This is a genomic window from Flavobacterium sp. 103 (assembly GCF_003096795.1).
Lineage (GTDB): Bacteria > Bacteroidota > Bacteroidia > Flavobacteriales > Flavobacteriaceae > Flavobacterium.
The window spans coordinates 3,805,024-3,824,028 of sequence record NZ_QENX01000001.1; the positions used below are offsets into that span (position 1 = coordinate 3,805,024).

Sequence of the window (19,005 nt, forward strand, 5' to 3'; positions counted from 1 at the left end):
TGCCTATGCCATCTAAATTCATAATTATCGTAATCCTTTCTTTTTTTATGTTTGAGAAGGGTTCTATAAAAGCACAGAACACTGAAAAGAAATGGTGGAAAGAATCTGTTTTTTACCAAATCTATATGCCGAGTTATGCTGATAGCAACGGCGATGGATATGGTGATTTTAAAGGAATGACCGCCAAGTTAGATTATCTGCAATCGCTGGGTATAAAGGGAATTTGGCTGACTCCTTTCCTGACTTCTCCCAAGGTTGACAATGGATATGACATTGCCAATTATTACGAGGTAGATCCTACTTATGGAAGTAAAGCTGATTTTGATATTTTCCTAAAGGAAGCCCATAAAAGGGGAATCAAAGTCATTATGGACATGGTTTTGAATCACACTTCCACCGATTGCAAATGGTTTCAAGAATCTCGAAAATCAAAAGACAATCCTTATCGTGATTATTATATCTGGAAAGATAAACCCAATAATTGGGAATCTTTTTTTGGAGGAACTGCTTGGCAAAAAGACACTTTGACGGATCAATTTTACTATCATAAGTTTGATGTAAGAATGGCTGATCTCAATTGGGCAAATCCAAAAGTGGTGGCTGAGGTTCAGAAAGTACTCCGATTTTGGTTGGATATCGCTGTGGATGGATTTCGATTGGATGTCATTAATTTTTTAAACACTGACGGAATTACAAATGACAATCCTTTTAAAGATGATCAACAACAACACATAAATGATATTGATCAAGCTAGTGTTAAAAATGCTATGAGAATCATAAAATCGACTGTGAACGAGTATAGTAATCGTTTTATTGTTGGAGAAATTGGAAGCGATAAAATTGAAGTATTGAAACAATACCAATCACAGGATTTATTGGATGTGGTTTTTAATTTCAACTTTGGAAGTATAAAAATATTTTCTTCACAACGCATTTTTGATGAGTTGCAAAGCATGGAAAAAAACATGAGCAATTATCCAACATTGTTTTTTGGAAGCCATGATATGCCTCGAATGATTGACCGATTGGCAGATGGAAATCCAGATAGAACTTTGGCATTAGCAGCTTTGATGCTTACCGCGAAAGGAGTTCCTTTTGTGTACTATGGCGAAGAAATCGGGATGCACAATATCACCGCTAATACCTTGGAAGAAATGGTAGATATTCAGGGAAAAACGCATTATCAATTGGCTCTTGCCAAAGGTAAAAATCCTGTTGAAGCACTTTTGGAAGGAAATGAACACAATCGTGATAAATCCCGTAGTCCAATGCAGTGGAATGGGAATGCTTTTGCAGGATTTTCAAACGAGAAAACATGGATTAAAATTAATTCTGATTATCAAAAAAATAATGTACAAGAGTTATTGAACAGTGAAAATTCAATTCTTAATAGCTATAAAAAGTTGATTGCTTTAAGAAATAATGAAAAAGTCTTACAATACGGTACTTACACTAGACTTGAGCATAAAGACGACCAAATTTTGTTCACTCGATCTTTTGAAGGAGATCAAATTACAGTCGTTATTAATTTTGGTTCGGAAAAGAAAATAAGCCTTCCAAAAGGAGGTGAAATTTTAATGGGCAGTACCAAATTAAAAACCAACGATTTTATTATTTACAGAAATTAGAATTAACAAACTTTGATTTCAAGCAGAACATTTATATTAAAAATGAAACTAAAAAAATGAATTTAAAAATCTCAAATAATTTAGATAAAAGTGCTGTTTTTGAGCAAATTGCTGCTGAATTAAAAAAAGATAACTTCACAGTTGTTCAAGAAGACCAGACTAGACCATGGGGAGGTTTTTTTGTAATTGATGAAAGTCAGGCTGGTGCTTTTGCAGCCAAATTTTTTCCACATCTTGAGATGGAAGCAATTGCAATTGCCAATAAGCTAAGTCCAAAGATTTTGGTTGTGGCTCCCCATAAACGTTTGTCATGGCAATATCATTTTCGAAGAGCGGAAATTTGGGTGATATTGTCTAGTGTAGTAGGAGTGAAGACCAGTATGACAGATGAAGAAGGAGAAATTCAAGAGCTTGGACCTAGCACTTTTATACAAATCGATAAAGGGGAACGTCATCGCTTAATCGGATTAGAATCTTGGGGAGTTGTAGCCGAGATTTGGGAACATACAGACCCAGAAAATCCTTCAGATGAAGAAGATATCGTTCGTTTGCAGGATGACTTTGGTAGATAAATAATAAAAATGGGGCAATTTGCCCCATTTTTTATTGCAGTCATAATAATTAAAGCATTAGTTTTTTATTGGAAATGGATTTAATATTCCCATCTAACAAAAGCTTCCATAGCGGCATAAGTGGCAAGTCCAAGCTGTTGATAAAACATGGCGGTCTCTCTGTTTCTGTCTTCGGCTCTTTGCCAGAATTCCCTGGCATCTGATCCTTGGAAAACCACACCATCTTTTTGGGATTGGTGTTTGAATATTCCCTGTCTTTTTTCCAACACTTGATCCGGGCTCATCGGCACAGCCATCTCGATCTCATCGATTCCCCATTCCTGCCAAGCGCCTCTGTATAGCCAAACCCAGCAATCTTTCATGAAATCTTTTGGTTTGAGGCGTCTGGTGGCTTCAAAAATGGCGTCCAAACACACTTTGTGGGTGCCATGCGGATCCGCCAAATCACCGGCCGCATAGATTTGATGCGGTTTTATCTTTTCGATAAGTGCCATCGTCAACTGAATGTCCTCTTCTCCCAAAGGTTTTTTCTCGATGGTTCCCGTTTCATAGAAAGGAAGTTCCATAAAATGAATCTGTTCGTCTGGCAAACCTACAAAGTGAGCCGTTGCTCGGGCTTCTCCTTTTCTGATTAGCCCTTTCAAGTATCGAACTTCCGGAATGTCTATTTTACTGACTTTTTTGTTTTTAAGAAAGGCTTCGGCCTTTTTATAGATGTTCTCCGCTTCAGCACTTTGTATTCCAAATTTTTCATTGTAATCACAAACAAAACGTGCAAATCGCAAGGCTTCATCATCGGCAACGGCAATATTTCCAGAGGTTTGATAAGCTACATGCACTTCATGTCCTTGCTGTTGCAGCCTCATGAAAGTACCTCCCATACTGATGATGTCATCATCGGGATGGGGACTGAAAATAAGCACTCTCTTTCTGGATGGTTCGGCTCTTTCGGGTCTGTTGGAGTCATCTGCATTGGGTTTTCCTCCGGGCCATCCGGTAATCGTATTTTGTAATTTATTGAATATCTTAATGTTAATATCGTAAGCCGGACCTGAATCGGCCAATAAATCGCTCATTCCATTTTCGATATAATCCGCATCGGTAAGCATTAAAATTGGTTTTTTCAAATGAAGCGCCAATCCTAAAACTGCTTTTCGAATCAATTTGTCGGTCCACACAATTTTTTCGACCAACCAAGGAGTGTTGATTCTGGTCAATTTTGAAGAAGCTTCTTTGTCCAAAACAAACAGGGCACTTTTGTGTTCCTGCAAAAAGGAAGCCGGTATTTGATTGGTCACCGTGCCTTCGACAGAGGCTTTTATGATGTTCGATTTTCCTTCGCCCCAAGCCATTAAAATAACTTGTTTGGCTTCCATTATTTTTTTAACACCTAATGTGATTGCTGTTCTTGGAGTATTGCTTAACCCTTTGAAATCGCCACTTGCTGCCACTCTTGTGATATGGTCCAATGCGACCAATCTCGTTTTGGAATTCTGCAACGAACCCGATTCATTGAATCCGATATGACCGTTACCGCCAATTCCCAGAATCTGTAGATCAATGCCTCCCAAAGCCTCGATTTTGGCTTCATAATTGGCGCAATAATCTGCGATTTCCTCTTTTGATAAAGTTCCGTCTGGAATATAGATGTTTTCCGGTAAGATGTCAACCTGGTCAAACAGCAATTCTTTCATAAATCGCACATAGCTGTTTATGGAATCCGGTTCCATCGGGTAATACTCATCGAGATTGAATGAAATCACATTTTTGAAACTCAAGCCTTCTTCTTTGTGCAAACGCACCAATTCGGCGTATAGCCCTTTTGGAGAAGAACCAGTTGCCAGTCCCAATATACAAGCTTCATTATTTCCTTGCTTTGTTTGGATAAGACTTGCTATTTCTTTTGCAACAGCTACCGAAGCCGAAGTTGAGTTATCAAAAACTACGGTGTTGATGTTCTCAAATCTTTTTTCAAATCCTGTTGACTTATCTATATTGCTCTTTAACATTTTTTGATTTATTATGTTACTGTTTTTTTCTGTGCTATTATTTTAGGCTCTGGACCAGCTTCTGTATTTGTGCCCTTTTATTGCAAAAAACAGAATCATAAGATAAGAGGGCAATAATATTAAGTACGCAATTTGATTTCCGCTTTTTGCCGTTTTCGTGATGGCTTGAGTTTCGTTTGCAATGTTAATTGAATCGGCGAAAGCTCCATACATTAGCGGAAAAATAGCACCTCCAATGATCGCCATAATAAGTAAAGCACCGCCAATTTTAGTATAACCACCCAAGTCTTGAAGTGCCATAGGCCAAATTGCAGGCCAGCATAATGCATTTGAAAGCCCCATGAGCGCCACCAAAAGAATAACTAGCGGTAATGCTGGAATTCCAGGTAAAGCAATCATTATTTTGGGAGAAATGAGGACAGTAAGTAATACTAGGACAATCCCAAGTAAACCAGAAATTTTTAAAGCAGTCACTTGAGAAACATATTTTGGAATTAAAGTTATTCCAAGAATGTATCCTATAACCATTGCGGTCATCGTGAAAGAAGTTAGCTTCAGATAAAAATCTCCATTATCACCATATACCCCTAAATGTTTTCCAAAACTGCCTATTGAATCCCCTGCTAAAACTTCTGCGGCTATATATAACATCAAAGTTATCACACCCAAAACTAATTGAGGACGTTGTAATACATTTTTAATTTGTTGAAAAATGCTTAGATGTTCTACATTTCCATCTTCATCAAGGCTTATTTCAGGAAGTGGTGAGAATTTAACCAATACCGCCAAAACGAGTATGATTAATCCCATATAAATATAAGGCGCTTGTAGTTGTAGTGCAAGAGAATCTAAAGCAGCAGCTTTGGCAGTAGCGTTTAAAGCTGCAATTTTATCGGCTGTATAATCGGCCATGTTTGACAATACCATGGTTGTCAATACAAGTGGCGCTATAAATCCTGCCAGTTTATTGGCGGTACCTAAAATGCTTATGCGCGCAGCAGCACTTTCACGAGGACCAATTACCACAACATATGGGTTGGAGGCCGTTTGCAAAACTGCCAAACCTGTTCCCATCACAAATAATGCTCCTAAGAATAAACCAAATGTTCTTGTTTCTGCTGCTGGATAGAACATAAATGCTCCAACTGCAATTATTATCAGTCCTATTGACAAGCCATTTTTATAACCTACTTTTTCAATCAACCAAGAAGAGGGGATTGCCATAACAAAATAGGCAATATAAAAGGCAAAAGTCACGAAATAAGCCTGTGATTCGGATAGTTCACATGCTAATTTAAAAAACGGAATTAAAGGCCCGTTTAACCAAGTTACGAATCCAAAAATAAAAAACATAAAGGTTAAAATAGCCATTGGTACCAATGTGCTATTTTGCTTGTTTGCAAGGGAATTATTCATTTCGTTCATACTATTTTCATTACTATTTATAATTTTAAATCAAGGTTTTTTGGTAGGTAATTGTGTTTTTTTTTGTGTGGAATAACTATTTAATTTTTAATAATTCATTTTCATAAAAATTAATAGTTTCCTGTAATGCCCTATCAATCGTATAGTCAGGTTTAAATCCTAATTGATTAAATTTAGTTGGATTTGCAATTGAATGTTTAATATCCCCAGGTCTTTCTTCTAAAAATTGAATTTGTGACTTTGAGTTGGTAATTTCAATTATTTTTTGGGCTAACTCCAAAATAGAAGTGCTATATCCCAAAGCAACGTTATACGTTTCTCCACCCATTTTTGAAGCTAAAATATTTGCCTTCACAACATCCTTCACATAAATAAAGTCTCTTGTTTGCGAACCATCTCCATAAATAGTTATAGGTTGATTTTGAAGTGCTTTATTTATAAAAATAGGCACAGCGGCTGCATATGCTGATTGCGGATTTTGGCGAGGTCCAAAAACGTTGAAATATCTTAATGACGCAGTAGGAACTTTCCATTGATCTTGGTACATTTTCAAATAAAACTCGCCATCTAGTTTTGTTACAGCATATGGAGTCATTGGCTCGGGAGACATTGTTTCAATTTTGGGTAATATAGGATTATCTCCATAATTTGCCGCAGAAGACGACAGCACCACTTTACAGCTGTCGTTCTTCTTTGCAGCCTCCAAAATATTTATTGTTCCCAATGTATTTATTTCAATACATTCCTTGATGTTCAACAGTGATTCAGGTACACTAACCAAAGCCGCTAAGTGAAATATTCCGCTGGCTCCTTGCACTAGTTCATCTACAAGATCTTTATCCCGAATATCTCCTTTTATGAATTTAACATTCAAGTCATTAATATTCTTTTCAAATCCAGTTCTTAAACTATCCAATATGATAACTTCGTGTCCTTTTCCTGATAAATATTCGGCAATATGACTTCCTATAAAGCCAGCTCCTCCTGTAATTACATATTTATTCATGATTTCCTTTTTTGTTTTTCTGCTAGTTTTCGTGCCAGTTTATTTCAGGGTAATATTTTTTCAAATATTCTTTTACCTCGAGTATGTCTTCTTTTGCTGTTAAGTCCGGAACGTGTTCAGAAAATGGAATTCCAACAGTCATATTAGGATGATCTTTTATGGCGTTTAAAAGAGCGGTTGGGAGTTCTTTTTCGTCTCTTTCTGGATGAGCGGGACAGTTTTTGAGATAAGGATATAAAAGTGCTCCGTCAAATTTGAAGGCATTCATACTTACTCTTAATTTACCTTCCGAATCTTTATAATTCTCAATACTATCAGCCGATGGTTTTTCGAGTATATCCAAGAGTTGATTATCTGTACCTAATTTAGCAATGGCAAAACGCGAAATTCGCTCTGAAGGAAATTCCATAGCATCCCGATCATAACTTATGAAAGCATTTGGGCTATTCGTTTCTCTAAGTGCCAAAAGGGCTTTGGTTGAATATAAATTATCACTATTACACACCGAATATAATTGAGTATTCAGTTCAGGATACTGTTCTACCGCCTGAAATAAAGCATCTGCTGTACCAAATGGTTTTATTCTGCCTTCAGGAATATATTGAACAGCAAATGAAATATTTAATCCATGAAAATCATTGTTTTTATTTTTACTTCCGTAAAATTCTTTGAATAATTCTCCCTGTTCACCAATGATAATATATATGTTTTTGTATCCGGCTTTTTTAGCATTTAGCAAAAGGTAATCTAATAAAGGTCTACCATTTGGACCTACACCAATAAGTCCTTTACTTCTCTCATTGGCTTGTTGGATTTCTTCATTGCTCAAATTTTCCAATGAAGCTTGCTTTTTCATTCTTGAAGAAGCTCCTCCAGCCAAAATAATTAAATTGTTATGCATGTTTTTTATATTTAATTCTATTATACTATTCTTGCTCCAGGATCTACACCCACAGCATAAGCCTCTTTTGCACCTGCATCCAAAATAGATTGTACAACTCGCTCTTGATTTTTAGGATCAGCAATTGCTACTATACAGCCGCCTCCGCCTGACCCAACAATTTTTGCTCCGTAGGCACCTGAGTTTAAGGCGGCATTTATCATAGCATCAATTTTTGGCACTGTAATTTTTAGTAAATCTCTCAAAACGGCATGATGTCCATTCATTAATTCACCAATCTTTTTTAAATCAAGTGTCGGCTTCTGAAATTCTTTCAAAGCAAGTTTAGTGTACTGATGATTTTTTATCGCCGCTTCGAAATATGGAATCAATCGATCTGGTAAAAAGTTGCAATACTTCTTTAAATCTTCATTTTCGGCAGTATTTAAATCAAAATCCTTATAATTCTGTTTTACAATATCTATCGCCAATAATGCATTGTTTTTTAATTCACCAATTAGCCCGATGGTTTCTTTTGGGACACCCGATACACCTATAATTAAGCCTTTTAAATCAGTACCAATAATAGAACAACGAAACGGCTCATTTGTGTTAATATGCACAATATTGCCCATACTAATGCTATAATGATCCATCATTCCGCCTGGTTCTCCATGTTCTAATACCTCAGAAACATAACCCATTTGTGCAATAAATTCAGGTGTTACTTCCTCATCCACACCAAATGCGGTTATCAAAAAGTTGATCCATGCGATTAATAGGGCCGATGAACTTGATGTACCAGAATTGATTGGAATATTTCCGGTTACGGTAATGTCATATCCAACAGTTGGAATGCAACCATGTCTTCTTAATACTCTTAATGAAGATGCAAAATAATCGCGTGGTTTTAATTCGGGGAAAGTCTCATTGATGTTAATAATTCTTATTTCATTAATATCAATCATATTTAGTTTAAATACGTTGGTAGTATTCTGTACTGCGGTTAATTTTATATCCCTGTCAATTGCGCATGCTATAACAGGTAATCCAAGATAATCTTGATGGTCTCCAAAGAGACAAGTTCGACCTGGGGCTAAGGATGTAATTTTCTTCACTTATAAAATATATTAAGTTACTGTAGATTAGTTATTTATGTGTTAAACGATTGAGGTTGACTACTCTCTAGTTTCTTTTCAACGAGACGAAATTATAGATTAACTTTTAATAAAACAAGTAAAAACCAATAAAATGTGCTCGAACACACTAAATTTATGTTTTCGAGCACACAATATTTGTGTTTTCGAGCACATTATATGTAAAGTATCCTTAAATTAGCAAAATTATGTGCCGGATTTACTGATGTTAATTTTAAAAATAGATTAGCATTCTATTGTGCTTAAAGCTGCCTTTTTGAACAGTTTGTTTGTAAGCGGAAAAGAATGATTATTGTAAAAGTAGCAGAATTAAAGGATGATAATTCAATTAAAATTTGATTTATTTATTTCGGTAGATTAGGAAAAATAATTAACGATTAAATCTTAGGTGTAAAACTTAATGAAAAACTTATATATTTGTGATTATGGATAAGAAATATACAATAAAAGATATTGCTCAATTAGCTGGAGTTTCGAAAGGAACTGTAGATAGAGTTCTGCATAAAAGAGGGAAGGTTTCTGATGATGCTTTAAAAAAAATCAACGAAGTTTTAAATGTTATAAACTACGAACCGAATCTTATTGCCAGGAATTTAAAGAACAATAAAGTGTATCGCATTTGTATATTGCTTCCTGATCCTGAAATTGACCCCTATTGGCTGCCTTGTATAAAAGGTATTGAAGATGCTGTGCAAGAATTTAGAGCCTACAATTTTGCAATTGAAACTTTTTTCTTTAACCCGGAAGGGAAAAAATCTTTTTTGAAAATTAATGAAGCCGTTTTGGAAAAATCTCCAGATGCTGTTTTGTTACCACCTTTATTCCATAAAGAAACATTGGAAGTTATCAAGAAATATGAGGAGTTAAATATTATTGTAAATACCTTTAACAACCAAGTTCAATCAGATTCAATAAAGAGTTTTGTTGGACAGGATTTATTTCATAGTGGGAGAGTGGCCGCTAAATTATTGGATTTACTTTTGAAAAAAGGACAGATTGCCATAATCCATATTGACGAATCCATTAAGAACGCCATTCACATGCAGGAGAAGGAGAGGGGTTTCCGAAATTATTTTAGTGAAAAAGAAAATCAGGATTATAATATCACAACCTTAAAATTAAAAAATCCGAATGTTGAAATCAATTTCACTAACTTCCTAAATGAAAATCCAGATTTGTCAGGAATTTTTATTTCTACTTCAAAAGCCTATCAAATTGCTAAAGTAATTAGTGAAACAAAGCATAAAAAAATTGCTATCATCGGATATGATTTGATTGAGAATAATGTGAATTATTTGAATCAAGGAGTGATCGATTTTTTAATACATCAAAATCAAAAAAGGCAAACTTATCTTGGCGTTACCTCTATAATAGAATTTTTCCTTTTTGACAAAGAAATTCCAAACACAATCCTTTTGCCTATTGATATAGTCAATTCTGAAAACGCTTCATTCTATATTGAATAGTTTTTCTTTTAATAATAATATTCAAAAAAATACAGAAAGTTTAGGTGGCTTCTGTATTTTTTTTTTGCTTAACTATTTAGGTATAAATATCCGTTTTGTTCTAGAAATATCTTGGCTTAAAATCCCTTTAATCATTTTTATTGCTTTTAATTAATTTAACTCGTTGACATAATTAATTTGTTTAACGCTTTTGCTTGGTTTTTGTGTGCTCGAGAACATTATTTTAATGTGTTCGAGCACATTTTGTTGATTTTTACTTGTTTTATAAAAATCTAATCTATAATTTCGTCACGTAATAAAGAAAAAAGATTTCACCTTTTTAAGAATAATATCTTTTTAAAGTTTATTTTAATAATTGTAATTAATTGAAAATAAGTATCTTGTATTTATTTAGATTGACTTTTGTCCTTAATGAATTTATGATGTATAGGACTTTTAGTCATTAGTTTTTGAATATCAACATTGAAATAAAAAGCAATCTTTTAGTTGTAAATAAACCCAACTGCTTTTTAACCCAATTATTACAATTTGAAGAACTGCTAACAAATAAATTAATTTTATAAAAATGATAAAAATATTGATAGTTGGAGCTAGTGGACAACTAGGTTCTGTTTTGACCGAAAAACTGCAGGAAAAGTATGGAACTGATAATGTAATTGCTTCCGATTTACGTATGAACCATTCGTTTAATGGTTGTTTTGAAGTTCTTGATGCTACAGATTTCGATGCCTTAAAAGAAATAGTTTTAAAATTTGAAATTACCCAAATATACCATCTGGCAGCAATTTTATCCGCAAATGGGGAAAAAGCGCCACTAAGTACTTGGGATATAAATATGAAATCTCTTTTTAATGTTTTGGAGGTTTCAAGATTGACTAATATGGACAAAGTATTTTTCCCAAGCTCTATTGCTGTTTATGGAAATGATGCTCCAAAAAATCGTACACCACAAGATTATGTTTTGGCTCCTTCAACGGTATATGGTATTAGTAAAGTAGCTGGAGAAAATTGGGCCAAATATTATTATGAAAAGTATGGTCTTGACATTCGTTCCATAAGATATCCAGGTGTAATTGGGCATCAGTCATTACCGGGTGGTGGCACAACAGACTATGCAATTGATATTTTTCACAAAGCAGTTAAGAATGAGGTTTTTGAATGTTTCTTGGAACCTACATCAGTATTGCCAATGATTTATATGGAGGATACCATCAGGGCAACCATCGAGTTAATGGAAGCTCCCAAAGAAAACATTACTGTAAGAACGTCTTATAACTTGTCGGGGATGAGTTTCTCGCCTGAAGAGTTAACAAAATCCATTCAAAAGATTTATCCGGAATTTGAGATAGTCTATAAACCGGATTTTAGACAAAAAATCGCCGAAAGTTGGCCGTCAAGTATTGATGATTCTACAGCTAGAGCTGATTGGAATTGGAAACCACAATTTGATATTGATGCGATGACAAGCATAATGATTGAAGAATTGAAACTAAAATATACTACCGAACTTAATATTAGTTAGATCATGTACGGGACAGCAAAAAATGAATTGATTAGCGAGTTGGAAAACATAAAATCTAACGGGCTTTATAAAAATGAACGAATTATTACTTCAAAACAAGGAGCCGAAATTAACACAACGACTCAAAATAATGTATTAAATTTTTGTGCAAATAACTATTTGGGACTAGCGTCGAATAGGGAAGTGATTGAGGCAGGAATTGAAGCACTTTCAAATTACGGTTTTGGACTTTCTTCTGTTCGATTTATATGTGGGACACAAGATATCCACAAAGAATTAGAACAAAAAACAGCTGCATTTCTAGGAATGGAAGACTGTATTTTATATGCTTCTGCATTTGATGCCAATGGAGGTATTTTCGAACCATTACTTTCCTCAGAAGATGCCGTAATATCAGATGAGTTTAATCATGCTTCTATAATTGATGGTATTCGTCTTTGTAAAGCCAATCGATTTCGATACAGGCATAATGACATGGCTGATTTAGAAATGCAATTAAAAGCGGCTAGCTCTGCGAGGCGAAAATTAATCGTTACGGATGGTTCATTTTCTATGGATGGGACAATTGCCCAGTTGGATAAAATATGTGACTTGGCAGATGAATATGGCGCTTTGGTCATGATCGATGAGTGCCATTCGACGGGCTTTATTGGGAAAAAGGGGAGAGGTGTGCATGAATATCACGATGTAATGGATCGTGTAGATATCATCACAGGAACTTTTGGGAAAGCATTGGGAGGCGCTTCGGGTGGTTTTATAGCTGCAAGAAAGGAAATCGTTGAATTATTGCGACAAGTTTCCAGACCTTATTTATTTTCAAATACAATAGCTCCATCTATTGTTGGCGCTACTTTAAAAGTGCTTGAAATCTTAACTGATTCCACTCATTTAAGAGATAAATTGGAAGAAAATACAAAGCATTTTCGTCAGGAAATGACTGCTGCAGGATTTGATATTGTTCCCGGTGCGCATCCGATAGTGCCTATTATGTTATATGATGCTCAACTAGCCCAAGATTTCGCAAGGAAACTACTGGAAGAGGGGATTTATGTAATTGGTTTTTTCTATCCGGTTGTGCCAAAAGGAAAAGCCAGAATACGAGTTCAGCTTTCTGCGGGACATGAATTAGGTCAAATAAAAAAAGCTATCAAGGCTTTTGTTAAAGTTGGGAAAGATTTGAAAGTAATTGAAGGTAATAATGCTTTATTAAGTTATAGCTAAAATTTAATCAATCAAAAAGCAGAAATAGTTGATATAAAAAAACGGATAGTATTAGATTCTAATACTATCCGTTTTTATTTGATTCATAGAATGCTTTAATTATTCTTTTAAAATTAAGGTTCCGAAAGAAGAAGCTATATGAAAATTTGGTGTTTCTGTATTTGGGTTTACCCATGTTATCCAGGTGGGCTCAAAACTACCGTTTTTGTTTTGGGAATATTTTGCTCGAAAAATTCCTGTTTCGATTTTGTTGTTTTTAATTAAATTAAAATGATTTAAGGATTGAATAGAAATTGAGCCTTCAACGGTGAAAGAATCCTCTTTTATGGATGATTTTACTACTATATCATCTTTTGGCCAACTCCAACTAAAATCCAAATTCTTATTTGGATAAGCGATAAAATCCATTAATCGTGCTTCGGAATCTATTTCCAAACAGTAATAAGGATTCAGGGAATCGTCAGGTCTAAAAAAAAGTTCGACTCTATCCGAATTATTTATACTATCAAAAGTATCATCCTGTTTTTCTATGTGAATTGATGAATCTAGGACAGTGAAGTTGAAATATAATTTTTCAGAATCCCAAAGTGCCCTAAATGTAATTTTTGATGGTTTTTCACTATCCCATGGAGAGCAAAAATCGGTTAGCTTCATGGCATTATTCCACAAATTGTCATCACCTTTTCCTGAGATAATCAACTGTCCTTTTTCGATTAAATTAACTGTGTATTTTTTTATTTCGTGATCCATTTTATGCCGATTTTATTTTTTGGATAAAGCTCAGTCCGAACTATTTTTTGTAAAAAATAATTAAAAATAATTTCAATTTATTTCTTTATAAAATCACCATTTCGGTAGTCTTATTAACAGTGCTTTTTCAGTGCTAATTTTTAACCACAAATAAAGCAAATAAAACTCTAAAAAAGGGTAATTATAACGTTAGAGAATAATTATTTAATTTTCAATGATACTATTTATTTTCAACAAATTAATATCATTTAATCAGTATTCCAATCATTTGTCAGAAAATAAAATTCTAAATCTGTCAAATACCTTTTTTAAATGATTGGAATTGTATTACAAAAAATGAGTGATTATCTAGTTTTTTGTGCTCGAGAACACAAATTTAATGTGTTCGAGCACATTTTTTGTGTTTTTCCTTGTTTAATAAAAATATAATATATAGTTTCGTAATTGAATTGTAGATTTTATTGTTTGAATTTTAATTTTTAAGGATCAAAAAAATGGCTTTTCTATCATTTTAACTTTAAAAATGAATATGTATTTATTAAACATTTTCTTTTTTAAAAACACTTTAAAAATTTAAAAATCAGAATAAATGAGACAAAGTAAATTCTTCTTTTTTTATGAAATTAAAATAGACGTGTTTGATTTCATAGTGCAAAAAAGAGGAGTGAATTAAAAAATGATTAAGTATACCAACCAAAAAAAACTACAAGTATGAATGAAATAACCAAAAACAAGCAGGAACACTTTCGGCTTAACATTATCTCGGGGAGAATGGTCAAAATTACCACAGTTTTACTATTCAACTGGACTTTGCAAGCTTCAGCATCAGAAAGTTTTAAGACAAATCTTCCTATTGAAGTTAATGTTCAAAATATACAAAACCAAATTAAAGGGAAGGTTACCGATGAAAATGGTCTACCTATACCAGGAGTAAATATTCAGGTAAAGGGGAGTAAAGAATCTGTTCAATCAGAATTTGACGGGTCTTTTACAATTAATGCAGATGAAGCTTCAGTTACTTTAGTTTTTTCTTTTATTGGAAAGGAAACTAAAGAAATTAAAGCCGGCTCAGGTTTCATAAATGTCGTTTTAAAAGAAGAGGGACAAAAAATGAACGAGGTAATTGTTGTTGGGTATGGTAAACAAAAGAAAGGTGACGTTACCGGTTCTGTGAGTTCTATTGGTAAAGACAACTTAAACTTAGGTGGTACTGTTGCTAATGTTGGTCAAGCTTTGCAAGGACGTGCATCTGGAATTCAAGTGCAACAAAATAACTTTGCTCCGGGAAGTACACCTTCGGTTGTTATTAGAGGTGGTAACTCAATCAATACTTCTAATTCACCATTGTATGTGGTAGATGGATTTATTACAAGCACTGGTGCATCGATTAGCCCAAATGATATTGAAAATATTCAGGTTTTAAAAGATGCTTCTTCTACAGCTATTTATGGTGCCAGAGGAGGAAATGGGGTAATATTAATTACCACTAAAAAAGGGAAATTAGGGAAAATGCAAGTTGAGGCTGAAATCTCCGATGGTTTTCAAAATATAATTAAGGAACCTTCTTTGTTGAATGGACAACAATATGCCGATTTTCAAAATGCTCTTGCAGCCGAAAATGGTAAACCACCTGTTTTTCCTTCTAGTTTTCCAATTGCAAATACCAATTGGTTTGATGAAGCAACACGTCAAGGAAGCGTAATCAACAGAAGTCTTACTTTTAGCGGAAGCGATAAAGTGTCTAAATTTTTCCTTTCAGGAAACTATATAAAACAAAAAGGAGCTTTAGAAAACACCGATTATGAGAGATACAGTGTTAGAATGGGTGCCGAGAAAAAATTTAATGATAAATTAAATATGGGTACCAATGTTTATGGTGCTGTTAGCGAAGGAAATAACAGTGATTTTGGGGACAATATTTTATCTCCAATGTATTCTCTTCAAACTGCACCTCCAACTCTTCCGGTGTACAATCCTGATGGGTCTTATTATAAATACCAAGGAAAAGATAATGCATTGGCTCTTTTATTGGAACCTACAAATCATGTTATCAATAGATTGGTAAACGGAAGTATGTTTTTGGACTATGAAGTTATCAAAAACTTAACCTATCATTTCGGTGCAGGAGCAGAGTGGCAAGAGAGCATACAAGGGAATTATACCCCTAGTACTCTTGTTGCGGGAGCAGCCTTAAAAGGTTCTGGTTCTGAGGAAAATAAAACATATTTCAGATGGAGTACAGAGCAATATTTGACTTACAAGTTTAATATCGAGGAACATGCTATTACAGCAATGGTCGGTACTTCAAATCAAAAAGATACTTACGAACGACTAAGAGCTGCAGGTACTGGTTTTAGTAATGATTTGCTAACGTATTACAATCTTCAAGGAGCCGCTGTTTATTCGAAACCGGAAACTGAGAAAACAGAGACAAAGCTTACTTCGTATTTTGGTCGATTGAATTATTCATTTGCTGATAAATATTTAGCTTCTTTCACGATAAGAAAAGATGGTTCATCTCGTTTTGGTCCAAACAATAAATTTGGAATATTCCCATCAGGGGCTATTGCATGGAAACTTTCGAATGAATCTTTTATACAGGACCTAAATACTTTTTCTGATTTAAAATTAAGAGCCAGTTATGGTATTACAGGGAACGACGGTATTGGGGATTATGCATACATGAGCAGACTTGTTTCTTATGGAGTATCAATTGCTCCTGATGGTTTTGTTGGAGGTACAGAACCGGCTAATTTAGCAAACCCTAATTTGAAATGGGAGGAAACGGCTCAAACCAACTTAGGTTTGGATATGGGATTCTTTAACGGAAGACTTAGCGCCACTATTGATGTTTATAAAAAAACAACGAGTGATGCACTTTTGAATGTTCCAGTAGGTGGATGGTGGGGTTTTGGTACCCAAAGAGTAAATTCGGGTATTATTGAAAATAAAGGATTTGAACTTGGTATAAGCAGCGAAAACTTTAGAACAGATAATTTTTCATGGAGAACATCTTTAAACTTTGCATACAATAAACAAAAGATTGTTGAACTTGCTGACAATGTTAAAATCATTAGTACCAATACATCCAACCCAAGCGGTGTAGTTTCGGGGCAAGAGTTTACAAGATTGGAGCCAGGAAAAGAAATGGGAGTATTATTTGGTTATGAATATGCAGGAGTTGTAAAAACAGGAGAAGTTTATGCGCCACAACCATTGTCCAAACCTGGAGACCCAAAATATGTGGACGTAAATGGAGATGGAAAAATTACTGCCGATGACAGAACTTATTTAGGAAATTCTATACCACATTATCTTGCAGGATTTAATAATGATTTTAGATATAAAAACTTTGATTTGAATATCTTTTTTCAAGGAGCTTTTGATTATTCTGTATACAATATGACAGCAATGGTTGGGGAATCATCTACGAGTACAGACGCTTTGGATCGTTGGGTTGCCGGTACAAATGAAGATACCAATATTCCAAGAAACGGATATTACGCAAGTAAATATGGTAGTTATGTTAATTCAAAATTTGTTGAAGAGGCATCTTATATTCGTTTGAAAAATGTTTCTCTTGGATACTCTATTCCAGAGAGTGCATTGAAACAAGTTAAATTTATAGATAGTATCAGATTGTATGCTATTGGTCAGAATTTGGTAACTTTTACAGATTACTCTGGAAACGATCCTGAGGTAAATGGGCATTCAGGTAACAACTTGGGTGGAGGAATTGATTTCAACTCGTTCCCAGCTTCCAGAACTTTTATTTTGGGTTTAAAAGTTACAATTCATTAGTCTAAAAAGCTTTTTTACTAACACTAAATTTATTAAAATGAAAAAATATACAATACTATTACTTTTACTTACCGCAGGAGTACAATTTTCGTGTAATAACGATCTTGATCCCACGGTATACAGTAATTTGACCAATACAAATGGGTATCAAACAAAGTCGGATGCCATTGCAGCCGTCAATTCAATCTATGGTCGACTTAAAGGACCAGTTGTGGGGGATAACTTTTCGTATTGGGCAACGAGACATTTCGCTTTGACAGATCTTGCAACAGATTTAGGACATTGCCAGTACGGTGGTGATCCAGGGCAATTGTCTTTGGGAACTTGGAATGCTGCCAATGGACTACTTAAAGAAGATTGGAATGCAATGTATAAGTTGATTGCCAATGCCAACAGTGCGATTTACAACATCGCGCCTATGACGGGAATTTCAGATGCTGAAAAAGCGCAATTTATAGCTGAAGCTAAGTTTTTAAGAGCTTCTGCCTATATGGACTTGACAGATTCTTGGGGGCCGGTAATTTTAATTACAGAAGCCAATTTAGGAAACCCGGGGTATTTAGATCAAACACCTCCAACATCAGTTGAGGACATTGATGCTTTCTTGATTAAAGAACTTAATGAAGCTGCAGCGGTATTACCGGTTAACTATAAAAAAAGTACTATTTATGATAGCAATGATGTGGGGCGTGCTACCAAAGGTGCTGCATTAACGTTATTGGCAAAATTATATTTGCGTAGCCACAGCTGGCAACAAGTAGTGAGCATTACCAAACAGGTAATGGATCTTAATGAATACAGCCTTTACCCTTCTTATAATGGGTTGTTCAAAGAAAGCAACAAATGGTGCAGTGAAAATATTTTCTCTTCTCTTAGTGATGCCAATACGAATGGAACAGAATTGTTGAATCACTTTGGACCGGTAGATCACCCGGTTGTTCAAAACAGATGGCAGTATTATACTGTAAATTGGGATTTCTATAATACTTTTGGTGATGAAGATGACAGAAAGCAATGTTTCTTCCCTGAATTTATGGGTGTTGATGGTTTGTTGCACAAACAAGCTCCTACATTGGGTGCTGAACCACCTGCTGGTGAATTCTACATGCCGGATGTATCTACAAGGAAATATGCAGATGATGAAACTACTACTTATTATGATGGTCACAGTGTAGATATTTTACGTTATGCTGATGTATTGTTAAGTAGAGCAGAAGCAATAAATGAACTTAGTGGACCTACTGCCGAAGCAATAGATCTTATCAATCAAGTTAAAGCAAGATCACATGCTAAACTTTTGGTTATGGCAGATTACAATCAAACTACCCTAAGAGATGCTATTTTGCAAGAAAGAGGATGGGAGTTTTTCTTTGAAGGAAAACGTCGTTCCGATTTAATTAGAATGAACAAATATGATGTTCTTGTAAATGCTTACCACCTTAGAGTAGGTGAAGCGGCTCAAATCAAGATGCCTCAAAATAAATTTTATACGTACCCTCAAAGTCAAGTTGATCTTAACCCTAAGTTAAGTAATGCCGACAGACAGTAAGCAGTAATTTGGTTGTTTA

13 protein-coding genes are annotated in these 19,005 nt (G+C 34.7%); 7 read left to right on the forward strand and 6 right to left on the reverse strand.

Annotated elements, in window-relative coordinates; all coding sequences use genetic code 11:
- The first annotated feature begins 5 nt into the window (after positions 1 to 5).
- Together C8C85_RS16125 and C8C85_RS16130 are read left to right on the forward strand one after the other, a co-directional pair.
- A complete protein-coding gene (locus C8C85_RS16125; protein WP_243412121.1) occupies positions 6 to 1,628 on the forward strand; it encodes an alpha-amylase family glycosyl hydrolase in 1,623 nt (540 codons plus the stop codon).
- A 56-nt stretch (positions 1,629 to 1,684) separates the two neighbouring features.
- Positions 1,685 to 2,200: a phosphoheptose isomerase gene (locus C8C85_RS16130; protein WP_116797989.1), complete on the forward strand. Its 516-nt coding sequence runs from the start codon at positions 1,685 to 1,687 to the stop codon at positions 2,198 to 2,200.
- Between the two features lie 80 nt (positions 2,201 to 2,280).
- Here C8C85_RS16130 and nagB read toward each other — a convergent pair whose 3' ends face one another.
- The 5 genes from nagB to C8C85_RS16155 form a co-directional block, all read right to left on the reverse strand.
- Positions 2,281 to 4,209 (reverse strand): glucosamine-6-phosphate deaminase, encoded by a 1,929-nt coding sequence (gene nagB / locus C8C85_RS16135; RefSeq protein ID WP_116797990.1) that lies wholly within the window; start codon positions 4,207 to 4,209, stop codon positions 2,281 to 2,283.
- Positions 4,210 to 4,251: 42 nt separating this feature from the next.
- Positions 4,252 to 5,625, reverse strand: coding sequence for a sugar MFS transporter (locus C8C85_RS16140; protein WP_243412122.1), 1,374 nt, complete (start codon positions 5,623 to 5,625; stop codon positions 4,252 to 4,254).
- Positions 5,626 to 5,710: 85 nt separating this feature from the next.
- Positions 5,711 to 6,640 (reverse strand): SDR family NAD(P)-dependent oxidoreductase, encoded by a 930-nt coding sequence (locus tag C8C85_RS16145; protein ID WP_116797991.1) that lies wholly within the window; start codon positions 6,638 to 6,640, stop codon positions 5,711 to 5,713.
- Between the two features lie 22 nt (positions 6,641 to 6,662).
- Positions 6,663 to 7,541, reverse strand: coding sequence for a sugar phosphate nucleotidyltransferase (locus C8C85_RS16150; protein ID WP_116797992.1), 879 nt, complete (start codon positions 7,539 to 7,541; stop codon positions 6,663 to 6,665).
- Between the two features lie 20 nt (positions 7,542 to 7,561).
- A complete protein-coding gene (locus C8C85_RS16155) occupies positions 7,562 to 8,638 on the reverse strand; it encodes a mevalonate kinase (protein ID WP_116797993.1) in 1,077 nt (358 codons plus the stop codon).
- A gap of 464 nt (positions 8,639 to 9,102) precedes the next feature.
- Here C8C85_RS16155 and C8C85_RS16160 point away from each other — a divergent pair, with 464 nt between their 5' ends.
- The 3 genes from C8C85_RS16160 to kbl all read left to right on the forward strand — a co-directional run bounded on the left by C8C85_RS16160 (position 9,103) and on the right by kbl (position 12,886).
- Positions 9,103 to 10,143 (forward strand): substrate-binding domain-containing protein, encoded by a 1,041-nt coding sequence (locus tag C8C85_RS16160; RefSeq protein ID WP_116797994.1) that lies wholly within the window; start codon positions 9,103 to 9,105, stop codon positions 10,141 to 10,143.
- Positions 10,144 to 10,708: 565 nt separating this feature from the next.
- Positions 10,709 to 11,665: an NAD-dependent epimerase/dehydratase family protein gene (locus C8C85_RS16165; protein WP_207786942.1), complete on the forward strand. Its 957-nt coding sequence runs from the start codon at positions 10,709 to 10,711 to the stop codon at positions 11,663 to 11,665.
- Between the two features lie 3 nt (positions 11,666 to 11,668).
- Positions 11,669 to 12,886: a glycine C-acetyltransferase gene (gene kbl / locus C8C85_RS16170; protein WP_116797996.1), complete on the forward strand. Its 1,218-nt coding sequence runs from the start codon at positions 11,669 to 11,671 to the stop codon at positions 12,884 to 12,886.
- A 99-nt stretch (positions 12,887 to 12,985) separates the two neighbouring features.
- On the opposite strand, the gene C8C85_RS16175 is transcribed toward kbl, so the two are convergent.
- Entirely contained in the window at positions 12,986 to 13,636 is a 651-nt protein-coding gene (locus C8C85_RS16175; RefSeq protein WP_116797997.1) for a sugar-binding protein, read from the reverse strand.
- Positions 13,637 to 14,347: 711 nt separating this feature from the next.
- Here C8C85_RS16175 and C8C85_RS16180 point away from each other — a divergent pair.
- Both C8C85_RS16180 and C8C85_RS16185 read left to right on the forward strand, forming a co-directional pair.
- Entirely contained in the window at positions 14,348 to 17,437 is a 3,090-nt protein-coding gene (locus C8C85_RS16180) for a SusC/RagA family TonB-linked outer membrane protein (RefSeq protein WP_116797998.1), read from the forward strand.
- Positions 17,438 to 17,474: 37 nt separating this feature from the next.
- Positions 17,475 to 18,986 (forward strand): RagB/SusD family nutrient uptake outer membrane protein, encoded by a 1,512-nt coding sequence (locus C8C85_RS16185; protein ID WP_116797999.1) that lies wholly within the window; start codon positions 17,475 to 17,477, stop codon positions 18,984 to 18,986.
- The last annotated feature ends 19 nt before the right edge of the window (positions 18,987 to 19,005 follow it).

Excerpts from the sequence above, each read along its gene's own strand:
- C8C85_RS16125 (WP_243412121.1), top strand. The coding sequence starts at position 6 with ATGCCATCTAAATTCATAATTATCGTAATCCTTTCTTTTTTTATGTTT.
- C8C85_RS16130 (WP_116797989.1), top strand. The coding sequence starts at position 1,685 with ATGAATTTAAAAATCTCAAATAATTTAGATAAAAGTGCTGTTTTTGAG.
- nagB (WP_116797990.1), bottom strand. The coding sequence starts at position 4,209 with ATGTTAAAGAGCAATATAGATAAGTCAACAGGATTTGAAAAAAGATTT.
- C8C85_RS16140 (WP_243412122.1), bottom strand. The coding sequence starts at position 5,625 with ATGAATAATTCCCTTGCAAACAAGCAAAATAGCACATTGGTACCAATG.
- C8C85_RS16145 (WP_116797991.1), bottom strand. The coding sequence starts at position 6,640 with ATGAATAAATATGTAATTACAGGAGGAGCTGGCTTTATAGGAAGTCAT.
- C8C85_RS16150 (WP_116797992.1), bottom strand. The coding sequence starts at position 7,541 with ATGCATAACAATTTAATTATTTTGGCTGGAGGAGCTTCTTCAAGAATG.
- C8C85_RS16160 (WP_116797994.1), top strand. The coding sequence starts at position 9,103 with ATGGATAAGAAATATACAATAAAAGATATTGCTCAATTAGCTGGAGTT.
- C8C85_RS16165 (WP_207786942.1), top strand. The coding sequence starts at position 10,709 with ATGATAAAAATATTGATAGTTGGAGCTAGTGGACAACTAGGTTCTGTT.
- kbl (WP_116797996.1), top strand. The coding sequence starts at position 11,669 with ATGTACGGGACAGCAAAAAATGAATTGATTAGCGAGTTGGAAAACATA.
- C8C85_RS16175 (WP_116797997.1), bottom strand. The coding sequence starts at position 13,636 with ATGGATCACGAAATAAAAAAATACACAGTTAATTTAATCGAAAAAGGA.
- C8C85_RS16180 (WP_116797998.1), top strand. The coding sequence starts at position 14,348 with ATGAATGAAATAACCAAAAACAAGCAGGAACACTTTCGGCTTAACATT.
- C8C85_RS16185 (WP_116797999.1), top strand. The coding sequence starts at position 17,475 with ATGAAAAAATATACAATACTATTACTTTTACTTACCGCAGGAGTACAA.